The organism is Lacisediminihabitans changchengi (assembly GCF_016634425.1).
Lineage (GTDB): Bacteria > Actinomycetota > Actinomycetes > Actinomycetales > Microbacteriaceae > Lacisediminihabitans > Lacisediminihabitans changchengi.
Map to the genome: position 1 here is coordinate 544,539 of NZ_JAEPES010000002.1, position 13,210 is coordinate 557,748.

Here is a 13,210-nt window from a genome sequence, read left to right on the forward strand (position 1 = left end):
CGGAGCTTTCATATCCCCATCGCCTGGCGGCCCCTTAATTCCGCCGGGCGTAATGGTCCTCTCGGGTGGGGTTCGACACGGGGCGAACATCGGATTGCCACCGATTGCCCCCACTTCTGGGGTCGAATCTGCGTGCCGGTGGAGTGCTCGCCCTCTGCTATTCGATGTTCGCCGCTCAGTGCGAGACTGACGGGATGGCGAGAGCGCGGCGAACGGAACGAGGTGCTGGTGTGCCCGCGCGACGCTGGCTCGCCGCATCCGTCGCCCTCGTGTCACTCACGGGGCTCGCTGGGTGCAGCTCGATAGCGTCAGAGCCGATGACCGCGGTGGATCGGCAACAGATCCGAACGGCTGTGCTCGACGAAATGTGGCAACCGATCGGCGCGTCGTATCCGGAGGCATTTCGGCCGCGCATCACGGTGACCCACACCGTGCCGGATGCCGACTGGCCCACGCGTATCGTCGCGTGCTTGAAGGATCGTGGATACCAGGCTGTCGCGCTTCCCAACGATTACGCCTACACCTCCACCCAGGGTCAGACCTATCTGCAGTACAGCATCGACGGCTACATCTGCAACGCGACCTGGATCAAGCAGTCGGAGGTGGAGCGACGGATGACATCGCAGCAGCGCGACGCACTGGAGCGTTACCAGAAGGCGGTGGTGCGGCCGTGTCTGCTGCTGTCTGGCGCTCGGTCGCGGGAAGCGCCCGATCGATTCGCGGCCGGGAGCATCACCGGACAGGGCAACTGGAACCCATACGACGTCGTGTGGGCGAGCGGTCTCGAGCCGCGAGCTCTCGCCTATCTCGAGCAGCGCTGCCCACCGATTCCGGTGTGGATGGACACCGCAAACATTGTTTCCGGTCGACGGGAATAGTTTCGGGCGCCGAGTGTTGATAGTCTATGCAAACGCATAGAACGGATGGAAAACCCCATGCAATTCGGAATCTTCACTGTCGGAGACGTCACCACGGACCCGACCGATGGACACACACCCAGTGAGAACGAGCGCATCAAGAACATTCTCACCATCGCCCAGAAGGCGGAAGAGGTCGGCCTCGACGTCTTCGCTCTCGGTGAGCACCACAATGAACCCTTCGTTCCGAGCTCGCCCACGACAATGCTCGGCTATGTCGCCGCCAAGACCTCCACGCTGCTGCTGTCGACCGCCACGACGCTGATCACCACCAATGACCCGGTGAAGATCGCCGAGGACTACGCAATGCTGCAGCACGTGGCCGACGGCCGCGTCGACCTCATGATGGGCCGCGGTAACACCGGCCCCGTGTACCCGTGGTTCGGCAAGGACATCCGCGAGGGTATCCCGCTGGCGATCGAGAACTACGCGCTGCTTCACCGTCTCTGGACCGAGCACACGGTCGACTGGCAGGGCAAGTTCCGCACCCCGCTGCAGGGCTTCACCTCGACTCCACGTCCGCTCGACGACGTCGCGCCGTTCGTGTGGCACGGCAGCATCCGCTCTCCTGAGATCGCCGAGCAGGCCGCCTTCTACGGTGACGGCTTCTTCGCGAACAACATCTTCTGGCCCAAGGAGCACTACATGAAGCTCATCGGGTACTACCGCAACCGCTTCGAGCACTACGGACACGGCACCGCCGAGCAGGCGATCGTCGGTCTCGGTGGCCAGGCCTTCATGTCGAAGAACTCGCAGGACGCGGTGAACAAGTTCCGCCCGTACTTCGACAACGCCCCGGTCTACGGCCACGGCCCGTCGATGGAGGACTTCACCGAGCAGACCCCGCTCACCGTGGGCAGCCCGCAGCAGGTCATCGACCGGTACGCGTCGATGCGCGAGCACTTCGGCGACTACCAGCGTCAGCTGTTCCTCATGGACCACGCCGGACTGCCGCTGAAGACCGTTCTCGAGCAGCTCGACATCCTCGGCGAGGAGGTCGTGCCGGTGCTCCGCAAGGAGATGGCGAAGGACCGCCCCGCCTCCGTGCCGGACGGCCCCACTCACGCCTCGCTCGTCGCAAAGCGCGACGCAGCGGTGGCGTCGGCCCCCGAGCTCGTCGAAGGGCGGTGACAGAGATGACGACACGCAGACTTGCCGTCGTCTCCGCCGGTCTCAGTCAGCCCTCGTCCACGCGCCTGCTCGCCGACCGTCTCGCTGAGACGGTCGTGCGGCGGCTGCGTGACGACCAGGTGGACGGTGAGCCGATCGAGGTGCAGGTCGACGTTATCGATCTGCGCGACTTCGCCCAGGACATCACCAACAACCTGATCACCGGCTTCGCGAGTCCGAAACTCGAAGCGGCGATCGAGAAGGTGACCACGGCGGACGGCCTCATCGCCGTCACGCCGATCTTCACCACCAGCTACAGCGGGCTGTTCAAGTCGTTCATCGACGTGCTCGACCCGCAGTCGTTGACCGACATGTCGGTGCTCATCGCCGCGACCGGAGGCACCGAGCGTCACTCGCTCGCTCTGGACTACTCGGTGCGCCCCCTGTTCAGCTACCTGCACGCGACCGTGGTCCCGACCGGCGTCTACGCCGCGTCGAGCGACTGGGGCACAGCGGATGCCGCCGGCGCAACCGGTACCGGACAGCCGAGCCTTGCGAGCCGCATCGAGCGTGCCGCGGGCGAACTGGCCGCGCTGGTGCGCGTCTCGGACCGCTCGAGTCGAGTCATCGATCCGTTCGCCCTCCCGGTCGGGTTCAGCCCGGTCGGCGGCTACGGCGCTCAGTAACGGCCGCAGCAGGTTCACGGAGTTCGGCGGGAGCCGAGCGGTTCGGCTGACGCCGTGCCGCTCGGCTCCCGCCTTTCTTCGTTCGGAGCCCGCCTCGCGTGGCTCGCCCATTGCCGGCGTCCCACCTTCCGCTATCGCTTCGCCAGCCCCGCGATTCAGGCCCGGCGAGCGCCCACGAACCGCTCGGCCAGCAGGTCGAGCAGCGCGGCGATCGCCGGACTGGCCCCCGGGCGCGTGATCGCGCTCAGGCTCCACGTGACCGGTGGCTCGAGCGTCACCGCCGAGGTCGCGGGCGTGGGGGAGTAGGCCACGATGGGAATCACCGCGATCCCGAGTCCGGCCGCAACGAACTGTGCCACGGCGCCCAGTTCCGACACCTGCGCACCGATCGTGCGACTGAGACCGCGCTCGGCGAGAGCGCGATCGATAATCACCCGGTTGCCAAAACCTGCAGGGGTGTCGACCCAGGTCTCCGTGGTCAGCTCGGCCAGGTCTACCTGGGCTCGACCGGCCAGCGGGTGGGAGGAGGGGACGATCGCGACAAAATCGCTGCGCGTGAGTTCGAGCACCTGGAACCCGGCGAGGTCTTGCGCCGCGAGCCCCATGAACGCGAGGTCGACCCGCCCCCGTCGCACATCGTCGGTGAATCCGGTCGAGCCGGAGGCGGATGCCGTGAGCTGCAGATCGACCAGCGGATAGCGCTCGTGGAACTCTCCGAATAGTCCAGGCAGGTCGAGGTAGTCGAGGCTGGTGAAGATCCCCACTCGCAACCGCCCGCGAATATCGCGGCTGTTCTCTGCAGCGGCGCTGCGCACGCGGTCGATCGCCTCGATCGCCGATCGTGCCTCCGGAAGTGCTCTGCTGCCGGCGGAGGTGAGCGCGACCCGCTTCGTCGAGCGCTCGAACAGCGGCGTGCCGAGGTCGTGCTCCAGAGACCGGATGCCCGCCGACACGGTGGACTGCACCGCGAACAGGCGGGCGGCAGCCCGGGTGAAATTCAGTTCTTCGGCGACGGCGACAAAGTATTCGAGCTGACGGGTGTCCATCGGTCAATTATCGAGTAAAACGATTGAATTTATCAATGACAGTCGTTGGACACGATGACAAGTTCGTCGCACACTGAAGCCATGACATCGCTTCTCCCGCCGTCCACCGACGCCGTCCCCACCGTTCTTACCTCCGCTGTTCCCACCCCCGCCGCGCGCGTTCGCGGTCGCCGCGCTCACGGAGCGGGTTTCTGGATAATCGCCGCCGTCTTCCTCACGGTCATGGCGTTCTCGACCATTCCCACCCCGCTGTACTCGCTCTATCAGGCACGCGACGGCTTCGCCACCTTCCTGCTCACCGTGATCTTCGCGGTCTACGCCGTCGGTGTGATCGCCAGCCTCTACCTCGCCGGTCACATCAGTGACTGGCTGGGGCGCCGCCGCATCATTCTGATCGCCGTGCTCATCGAGCTCGTGGCCGCCGTGCTCTTTCTGGTCTGGCCATCGGTGCCGGGTCTGCTGGTCGCCCGCTTCATCTCCGGCGTCGGCGTCGGCGCGCTCACGGCGACGGCGACGGCACACCTGAGCGAACTGCGCGCGGTGTCCCGGCCCGAGGAGGGCGGTCGTTTCTCGAGCACCGTCTCCACCTTCGTCAACAATGGCGGACTCGCTCTCGGCCCGCTCATCGCCGGCTTCATCGCGCAGTGGATCGCCGGACCGCTGCAGGTTCCGTACGTGCTCTTCATCGTGCTGTTGGCCCTGGCCGCCCTCGCGCTCTCCCTTGTTCCGGAGACCGTCGAAAAGCAGGAGGAGCGTCGTGCATACGCCCCGCAGCGGATGTCTCTTCCGCGTGAATCCCGTGGCGCCTTCTGGTCGGCGGCGATCGCGGCGCTCTCGGCCTTCGCCATCTTCGGACTCTTCACCTCGCTCGCGCCGAGCTTCCTCGCCGGAACCCTGCACGAGACGTCGCACTTCGTCGCCGGCCTCGCGACCTTCTCGGTCTTTGGTGCCGCCGCTGTCGCCCAGCTGCTGACCAGCCGGATGTCGCTGGTCAGCCAGGTGCGACTGGCAGCGACATTCATGGCGGTCGGCCTCGCCGCACTGTCTGCCGGAGCGCTTCTCGCCAACCTTCCGCTGTTCATTGTGGCCGGGATCGTGGCCGGAGCCGGAGTCGGCGTGCAGTTCCGTTCCTCGGTGGCGGTCGCAGCATCCCTCGCCCTCCCGCCACGGCGCGGAGAGGTCATGGCCGCGCTGTTCCTCGTCGCGTACATCGGACTGACGGTGCCCGTGCTGCTCGTCGGCCTCGCGCTGGCGTTCCTGCCGAGCGCCGCGGTGCTGGTCGGGTTCTCGGTGGTGGTGATCGTGCTGGCCGTCGGTTCCAGCCTGGCGATGGCTCGCCGCAACGCATAACGCCCAGGGCATAGGGCCCAGGGCCTAGCGCCGCACGCACGGATGGCCGGTTCCCTGGTGGTGGGGACCGGCCATCCGTCATTGCTCGCGCCGCGCCGGATGTGTACTTGCTGGGTGAGCGACACACCGGGCTGGTAGTCTGGCGGAGGTTTGTCGGGTTTCTTATCTGGCGGACCACGGAGCAGGCCAGGCACGAAGCTGGTCAGTAGTGGTGAAGTTCCGAACCGCACGGGTCGTCGCAACGGCAGCGGGATCGGCGCCTTTCTACTGTTGACCAGAGCGGCACCCGACACTACGGGTGCGATGCCAAAGCGTCAGCGACCTCGTCCACGACGGACCGGTGGCGCCCCTTTCTGCCTACTCCTGCTCCTTGATGCAGTCGCCCTCCATACGGGAGGACGACGTAAAACAAAGGAGAGAACCCCCACATGGAGGGTCCAGAAATCAAATTCGCCGAAGCCGTTCTCGATAACGGTAAGTTCGGCACGCGTACGGTCCGCTTCGAGACCGGCCGCCTTGCACAGCAGGCTCAGGGAGCAGTTGCTGCCTACCTCGACGAAGACACCATGCTGCTGAGCGCGACCAGCGCCAGCAAGCACCCCAAGGACAACTTCGACTTCTTCCCGCTGACGGTGGATGTCGAAGAGCGTTCGTACGCCGCCGGCAAGATCCCCGGATCGTTCTTCCGTCGCGAGGGTCGCCCGTCGACCGAGGCGATCCTGGTCTGCCGTCTGATCGACCGGCCGCTGCGCCCGTCGTTCGTTGAGGGGCTCCGCAACGAGGTCCAGATCGTCATCACCGTGCTGTCCATCGCACCCGGTGAGTTCTACGACGCCCTCGCCATCAACGCGGCCTCCGCGTCGACCCAGATCTCGGGCCTGCCGTTCAGCGGCCCGATCGGCGGCATCCGTCTCGCCCTGATCGATGGCCAGTGGGTCGCGTTCCCGAAGTACGAGCAGCTCGAGCGCGCGGTCTTCGACCTCACGGTCGCCGGTCGTCTCATCACGAACGCCGACGGTTCAGAAGATGTCGCGATCATGATGGTCGAGGCCGAGGCAACCGAGCACGCCTGGGGACTCATTCAGGGTGGAGCCACCAAGCCCGACGAGGCAATCGTCGCGCAGGGTCTCGAGGCGTCCAAGCCGTTCCTGATGCAGCTCATCAAGGCGCAGTCCGAGATGGCGGCGCAGTCGGCCAAGCCGATCGCTGACTACCCGGTCTTCCTGCCGTACGACGGCCAGACCTACGACGTCGTCGCGGGCATCGCCTACGACGAGCTCAAGGGCATCTACCAGATCGCCGACAAGACCGAGCGCCAGAACGCCGACGACGCACTGAAGGACCGCGTCAAGGCAGAGGTCGCCGCGAAGGTCGACGCGGGAGAGCTCGACTCCTCCGCGAACGGTCAGGTCAGTGCCGCATACAAGTCGGTCACCAAGAAGATCGTGCGTGGACGCATCCTCACCGAGGGTGTGCGCATCGACGGTCGTGGGCTGTCTGACATCCGCCCGCTCGACGCCGAGGTGCAGGTCATCCCGCGCGTTCACGGTTCCGCGATCTTCCAGCGTGGCGAGACCCAGATCCTGGGTGTCACCACGCTGAACATGCTCAAGATGGAGCAGCAGATCGACAGCCTGGCGCCGGTCACCAAGAAGCGCTACATGCACCACTACAACTTCCCGCCGTACTCGACCGGTGAGACCGGTCGTGTCGGCAGCCCCAAGCGTCGCGAGATCGGGCACGGCTTCCTCGCCGAGCGCGCCCTCGTGCCGGTGCTGCCGCCCCGCGAGGAGTTCCCCTACGCGATCCGCCAGGTCTCCGAGGCTCTCGGTTCCAACGGTTCGACGTCGATGGGTTCCGTCTGTGCTTCGACCCTGTCGCTGCTCAACGCCGGTGTGCCGCTTCGCGCCCCGGTCGCCGGCATCGCCATGGGCCTCGTCTCCGACCAGGTCGACGGTGAGACCCGCTACGCGGCGCTGACCGACATCCTCGGTGCAGAAGACGCTCTCGGCGACATGGACTTCAAGGTCGCCGGTACCTCCGAGTTCGTCACCGCGATCCAGCTCGACACCAAGCTCGACGGCATCCCGTCGTCGGTTCTGGATGGCGCGCTGAAGCAGGCCAAGGAGGCTCGCACCGCGATCCTCTCGGTCATCAACGCGGCGATCGACGCCCCGGACGAGATGGCCCCGACCGCGCCCCGCGTGATCTCGGTCCAGATCCCGATCGACAAGATCGGCGAGCTGATCGGCCCGAAGGGCAAGACGATCAACCAGATCCAGGATGACACCGGAGCCGACATCTCGATCGAAGATGACGGAACCGTGTACATCGGTGCCGTCGACGGCCCGTCGGCGGAGGCAGCTCGCGCGGCGGTCAACGCCATCGCGAACCCGCTGAACCCCGAGGTCGGCGAGCGCTTCCTCGGAACCGTCGTCAAGATCGCGACCTTCGGTGCGTTCGTCTCGCTCACCCCCGGTAAGGACGGCCTGCTGCACATCAGCGAGGTCCGCAAGCTCGCCGGTGGCAAGCGTGTCGAGAACGTCGAAGACGTGCTCTCCGTCGGCCAGAAGATCCAGGTGCAGATCACCAAGATCGACGACCGTGGAAAGCTGTCGCTCGCGCCGGTCGAGGCCGATGACGCTGCGGCCGAGCCGGTCGAGTCGATCGCGGAGTTCTCCGAGGCCGAGTCGCTGAACGACAACTAGTCCCGCCCGCGGGCGCTGCCCGCACAGCACTAAGCCCGCCCCACGTTCGCGTGGGGCGGGCTTAGTCGTTTTCGGGCCTGTCGTTTTCGGGCGTCTTTTCCGACGCGCGCGACGCTACGCCGCCGGTGTCTCCGCGGTGCCGACCAGGGTCGCCCGAGCGATCACGTTGTCGCGCATGACGAACCCCAGCACCGCGGGGGTCGCGCCATCCGGGACGTCGAGGGTGGCGACATCCAGAGCGCTCAGGGTGAAGAAGTACCGGTGCGCTCCGTGGCCGGGAGGGGGAGCGGCTCCCGCGTACTCGTCAGCTCTCATCTCGTTGGCAGAGGTGATCGCGCCATCGGGAAGCGTGCCATCGGTGCCGGCCCCAGCCGGAAGCTCGGTCGTGCCGGCCGGGATGTCGCGCACCGCCCAGTGCCAGAACCCGCTGCCGGTCGGGGCATCGGGGTCGTACACGGTGAGGACGAAGCTCTGGGTGCCATCCGGTGCACCGGACCAGTGGAGTTCGGGGGAGATGCCGCCTCCGTCGGCGCGGGCGGTAGCGGGAAGCGGACCATTCTGTACGAAGTCGGCGCTCTCCAGGGTGAAACGCGGTACATCGGGCAGGCGCCAGTGCGGGTCGTTGACCATTCCAGATCCTTTCGAGATCGGCGGCCATCGCGCGATCCTCTTGCCACGGTAGTCATGACAGCGAGCACCGCCAGTGCCTCGCTCGCACATTCGGCAAACCGTCAGGGCGACGGGCGAGATAACGATTGGTTCACGGCGCTGATATTGGTCGCTTCCTGGGCGGCGCGTCGGCTACTGTCGCACCCAGGGGGCCTGTATCGATCGTGCAGGACCGTGACGAGACATCGTCGAGACACCGGGGGGTGCTCATGACACAGGTTATGCCGGTGCCGAATGTTGCGCCGCCCGCCTACCAGCCGTCGGAGACCATGACGCCCGCCCCGCTCGCCCTTCGCCGCCGACTCGGCCAGTCCGACCTCCGCGTCTTCCCGCTCGCGCTCGGCGGCAACGTCTTCGGTTGGACAGCCGATGGCCAGACCACCGACGAGATCCTCGACACCTATGCCGACCACGGCGGCAACTTCATCGACACCGCCGACTCGTACGCCGGTGGCCGCAGCGAGATCATGATCGGCAACTGGATGCGCTCTCGCGGCAACCGCGACCGTATCGTCGTTGCCACCAAGGTCGGGAAGGGTCCCGAGAACTCCGGGGTCACCGCGCAAGCTGTCTCTCGGGCGGTCAACGATTCGCTTCGTCGACTCGGCACCGATCACATCGACCTGCTCTACCTGCACATCGACGACACCGCGGTTCCGTTCGAGGAGACGCTGTTCGCGGTCGACGACCTCGTGCGCATGGGCAAGGTGCGCTACTTCGGCGCGGCCGACCACACCGGCGATCGTCTCATCGAGGCGCGAGTCATCGCCGCCCAGCTCGGGGTCACCCCGATGGTCGCGGTGCAGCAGCACTATAACCTCGTGCACCGCCGCAGCTTCGAAGCCGACATCGCCCGGGTCGCCGCCCAGCAGCAGCTCGGCGTGATGCCGCGCTTCGCCCTGGCCAGCGGATTTCTGACCGGCAAATATCGCACACGAGCTGATGTCGCGCGCAACAGCCGCGGTGCCGATGCCGGCCGGTACCTGAGCCGTCGTGGCCTTCGCGTGCTCGCCTGCCTCGACGCGATCGTCGCGGAACAGCGGGCACAGGGCATCGAGGTAGCGACCGTCGCGGCGGTGTCACTGGCCTGGCTGCTCACCAAGCGCAATGTGGTGGCGCCGGTCGCCAGTGCGAGCCACGCCGCACAGGTGCTCGACCTGATGGCGTCCGCCACCATCCAGCTCAGCCGGCATCAGCTGGCCGCGTTGGACCGCGCCTCCGCCTAGCCTGCCGGTCAGAGGCGAGCGCGAGATATCGAGGTTAGATGTCGAGGATGCGGACGCTGGCCCGCTGCAACGCCGTCGACGCCGCGATCGCGTCACCGGCGTAGCCGCCGGCCATGGCACCATCTCTCGCAAGGATGAAGTCGTCGGCAGCGTCGCCGGGCAGCGGATGTCCGAGCCGGGAAAACAGGGCGGCCAGCGTGTCGGTGTACCAATCCCGGTGCTCGTTGACGGTCTCCCGTACCGGGTGGCCCTCGTCACCGAATTCGGCGGCGGCGTTGATGAACGCGCAGCCGCGGAAGTCGGGGCGCTGGATGTCGGCGACGAGGGCTGCGACGAGTGCCTGCACGGCATCCTTCGGTGTCTGTGCCTGGTCGATGACCTGTTCGGTCACCGCAACCTCCGCGCGATGACGCGACTTCACATACTCGAGGATCAGGCGGTCTTTCGACCCGTAGTGCTTGTAGAAGGTGGCCTTGGTCACCTCTGACTCGCTGATGAGGCGGTCGATCCCGACGGAGCGGATGCCCTCGTCGTAGAACAGTCGGTCGGCCGTCGCGAGGATGCGCAGCTTGGCCGCGGCCGGGGGGACTACGCGGCGCGGCGGGTAGCCGAGAGCACGCTGTGTCGTCGGATCAGAATCTACAACTGGCACAGCGTGGCTCCCTCGGGCTAGTCGGCTAGGTGTCGTCAAGCCGGTCGGCAGCTATCCGGATCTCGGGGGGAAGATCCGGACTTCTACCCCGCAAGCTGGTGGCTTGCGGTAGAGCGTCGAATCCGCTTCGGGTGCGGAGCCGGGGGAGTCTTCGGGTGACTCCCCCGGCTGCCTGACGACTAGGTTCGTCCGGCTTCCGATATACCGAAGCTAGCACACGCTGCGGACAGACAGGTCGTTCTGTCCACAATTTCTTCTCACATTTTGTCCCCAATTCGGGGGACCGGATCGGTCGGCATCTCGTCCACGGTGACGTAGGCTCAATCCGATGAACGGTGCAGTCCCGCTACCCCTCGGCCTCGCCGACCTGTCCTTTTCCGCATCCGGAGATTCACGCGTGCGTCGCACCGTGTTGCCGAGCGGTGTGCGCATCCTCAGCGAGCAGGTGCCTGGCGCGCGCAGCTCCACGATCGGCTACTGGGTCGCCGTGGGATCCCGCGACGAGCGTCCAGACACCTTCGGCAGCACGCACTTCCTCGAGCACCTGCTGTTCAAGGGCACCACGACTCGGAGCGCCCTCGATATCGCGGTCAGCTTCGATGCGGTCGGCGGCGAGCACAACGCCGTCACCGCCAAGGAGTACACCTGCTACTACGCCAAGGTGCAGGATCGTGACCTGCCCATGGCGGTCGAGGTGCTCTCCGACATGATCACCTCATCGGTGATCGACCCCGAGGAGTTCGAGACCGAGCGTGGTGTCATTCTCGAAGAGCTCGCCATGGCCGACGACGATCCATCGGATGTCGTCAGCGAGAGGTTCTTCGAGGCCGTACTGGGTGACAACCCCCTCGGTCGGCCGATCGGCGGAAGCCCGGAGACCATCGAGGCCGCGACCCACGACCGGGTGGTGAAGCACTACCGCGAGAACTATCGCGCTCAGGATCTGGTCATCACCGTCGCCGGTGCGGTCGATCACGACGAACTTGTCGCCGGCGTCGAGCGCGCGCTGATCGCGGCGGGCTGGGACCTCACTCTGGAGGCCGCACCGGTCGAGCGACGCGTCGCATCCGGTGAGTTGATCGAACGCGGCAGTCCGCTCGTCGTCGTGCAGCGCCCGATCGAGCAGGCGAACATCCTCATCGGCGTGCCGGGTATTCCGGCGGGCGACGATCGCCGGTCGACGATGGCCGTGCTCAACTCGATCCTGGGCGGCGGAATGTCGTCGCGCCTGTTCCAGGAGATCCGTGAGAAGCGCGGACTGGCCTATTCCGTCTACTCGTTCTCACCGAGCTACTCCGACCAGGGCCTGTTCGGTCTGTATGCGGGATGCTCGCCGGCCAAGGTCGCGCAGGTGAGCGAGCTGCTGGTCGGCGAATTCCGCCGGTTTGCCGATGGTGGAGTCACCGCAGACGAGATGGGTCGCGCCGTCGGGCAGTTGAGCGGGGCATCCGCTCTCGCCCTCGAAGACTCAGACACCCGCATGTCCCGTCTCGGTCGCGCCGAGATCACGCTGGGGGAGTTCGCCGACCTCGACGAGTCCCTGCGCCGCCTGAACCTCGTCACCGCCGACGATGTTCGTGAATTAGCCTCGGAACTCGTGTCGCGCCCGATTTCGATCGCCGCGGTCGGCACGATTGACGAGAACGCCTTCACCGGATTGGTCTAGTCAGCCGAACAGCACCGCCGTTTATGTAACAAGCATTATTTGAGAAACACCGCTCGACAGGAACAACGATGTCCCACTACCTCTACCTCGTTCGCCATGGCGAACAGCAGGACGCCGAATACGGCCTGCCCGACGGCCCCCTCTCCGGGCGCGGCCAGCGTCAAGCCAAGGCGATCGCCGACCGGCTGAGCGGTGTTCCGTTCACCGGAGCCTGGCACTCGCCGCTGCAGCGCGCAGAAGACACGGCGAAGATCATGACGGCGAGCATGCCGAGCCTTGACTCGAAACCGTCTGCGCTGCTGTTCGACTGCATCCCGTCCGGGCCGACCGACGACATGCCGCACGCCTTCGCTCCGTTCTATGGCTCGATCAGCCGCGAGCAGATCGAGGCGGGTGAGGCCCAGATGGCGGATGCCGTGGCCGAGTGGTTGACGCCGTCGCGAGAAGACCGCCACGACCTGCTGATCACGCACAACTTCGTGATCGCATGGTTCGTGCGGGAGGTCTTCGGCGCCCCGGCCTGGCGATGGATGGGACTCAACCAGGCGAACTGCGGTCTCACGATCATCCGGGTGCGTTCGGTGAAATCCCCGGTGTTGATCACCTACAACGATCTCGGTCACCTGCCGCCGGAGCTGCGCACTGGGGTGCCGGACGGGCAGCCGTTCTAGCCGACGCTCTGTTCTGGCCGACGCGGCAGGCCGCTACAGGGTCTTGAGGTACCAGTTCGTCGCGTTCGGATTGTCGTTATACGGCGGGATGTCGACGTAGCCGGACGACCGATACAGTCCGCCGGCGGCGGCGAGGCTCGCATTGGTGTCGAGCACGAGCTCTTCGGCGCCGAGGTCGCGCGCCCGTCGTTCCAGTTCGGAGAGAATCGCGCGGCCGAGACCACGGCCGCGGGCCTGCGGCTCGAGCCAGAGGTGCTTCACCTCGTAGCGGACGAGGCCGGCCGCCCCGGATGGTGACCGGCGGATGCCGCCGCAGCCGACATCCGTTCCGTCGTCATCCACCAGCACGACGAATTCGCCCCGTGGCGGCTCGAAGTCGGCGGGGGAGGGGAAAACGGTGACATAGCCACCGCCCGGAAACGTCTCGGCACGGGAGGTGAAGTATTCGGTCAGCAGGCGATGCGCCGCGCGCTCGTCGACAGCGGATTCACGCCAGGTAACCATGCCAT

Annotated in this window: 12 protein-coding genes; 8 read left to right on the forward strand and 4 right to left on the reverse strand. The window is 66.3% G+C overall.

Annotated features, from left to right (window positions below; all coding sequences use genetic code 11):
- Positions 1-230: 230 nt before the first annotated feature.
- From IV501_RS08045 to IV501_RS08055, 3 genes are read left to right on the forward strand one after another with little or no spacing between them, the layout of a single operon-like run.
- Positions 231-878 (forward strand): hypothetical protein, encoded by a 648-nt coding sequence (locus tag IV501_RS08045; RefSeq protein ID WP_200555975.1) that lies wholly within the window; start codon positions 231-233, stop codon positions 876-878.
- Positions 879-935: 57 nt separating this feature from the next.
- Positions 936-2,048, forward strand: coding sequence for an LLM class flavin-dependent oxidoreductase (locus IV501_RS08050; protein WP_200555977.1), 1,113 nt, complete (start codon positions 936-938; stop codon positions 2,046-2,048).
- 5 nt (positions 2,049-2,053) lie between these two features.
- On the forward strand, positions 2,054-2,713 hold the full coding sequence (locus IV501_RS08055; RefSeq protein WP_200555979.1) for an FMN reductase: 660 nt from the start codon (positions 2,054-2,056) through the stop codon (positions 2,711-2,713).
- Positions 2,714-2,868: 155 nt separating this feature from the next.
- Here IV501_RS08055 and IV501_RS08060 read toward each other — a convergent pair whose 3' ends face one another.
- Positions 2,869-3,759 (reverse strand): LysR family transcriptional regulator, encoded by an 891-nt coding sequence (locus IV501_RS08060; RefSeq protein ID WP_200555981.1) that lies wholly within the window; start codon positions 3,757-3,759, stop codon positions 2,869-2,871.
- An 81-nt stretch (positions 3,760-3,840) separates the two neighbouring features.
- Between IV501_RS08060 and IV501_RS08065 the strand changes: the two genes are divergently transcribed.
- Together IV501_RS08065 and IV501_RS08070 are read left to right on the forward strand one after the other, a co-directional pair.
- Entirely contained in the window at positions 3,841-5,109 is a 1,269-nt protein-coding gene (locus IV501_RS08065; RefSeq protein WP_200555982.1) for an MFS transporter, read from the forward strand.
- Positions 5,110-5,537: 428 nt separating this feature from the next.
- The gene (locus IV501_RS08070; protein WP_200555984.1) at positions 5,538-7,817 is read left to right on the forward strand and encodes a polyribonucleotide nucleotidyltransferase; all 2,280 of its coding nucleotides are present in this window, start codon (positions 5,538-5,540) and stop codon (positions 7,815-7,817) included.
- Between the two features lie 114 nt (positions 7,818-7,931).
- Here IV501_RS08070 and IV501_RS08075 read toward each other — a convergent pair whose 3' ends face one another.
- A complete protein-coding gene (locus tag IV501_RS08075; protein WP_200555986.1) occupies positions 7,932-8,447 on the reverse strand; it encodes a YbhB/YbcL family Raf kinase inhibitor-like protein in 516 nt (171 codons plus the stop codon).
- Positions 8,448-8,707: 260 nt separating this feature from the next.
- Between IV501_RS08075 and IV501_RS08080 the strand changes: the two genes are divergently transcribed.
- A complete protein-coding gene (locus IV501_RS08080; RefSeq protein WP_234698460.1) occupies positions 8,708-9,712 on the forward strand; it encodes an aldo/keto reductase in 1,005 nt (334 codons plus the stop codon).
- A gap of 34 nt (positions 9,713-9,746) precedes the next feature.
- Here IV501_RS08080 and IV501_RS08085 read toward each other — a convergent pair whose 3' ends face one another.
- Positions 9,747-10,364, reverse strand: coding sequence for a TetR/AcrR family transcriptional regulator (locus IV501_RS08085; RefSeq protein ID WP_200555988.1), 618 nt, complete (start codon positions 10,362-10,364; stop codon positions 9,747-9,749).
- Between the two features lie 328 nt (positions 10,365-10,692).
- Between IV501_RS08085 and IV501_RS08090 the strand changes: the two genes are divergently transcribed.
- A complete protein-coding gene (locus tag IV501_RS08090; protein WP_200555989.1) occupies positions 10,693-12,030 on the forward strand; it encodes a M16 family metallopeptidase in 1,338 nt (445 codons plus the stop codon).
- Between the two features lie 68 nt (positions 12,031-12,098).
- On the forward strand, positions 12,099-12,701 hold the full coding sequence (locus IV501_RS08095) for a histidine phosphatase family protein (RefSeq protein ID WP_200555991.1): 603 nt from the start codon (positions 12,099-12,101) through the stop codon (positions 12,699-12,701).
- 33 nt (positions 12,702-12,734) lie between these two features.
- Here IV501_RS08095 and IV501_RS08100 read toward each other — a convergent pair whose 3' ends face one another.
- Positions 12,735-13,205, reverse strand: a complete 471-nt coding sequence (locus IV501_RS08100; protein WP_200555993.1) for a GNAT family N-acetyltransferase — start codon at positions 13,203-13,205, stop codon at positions 12,735-12,737.
- Positions 13,206-13,210 lie beyond the last annotated feature (5 nt).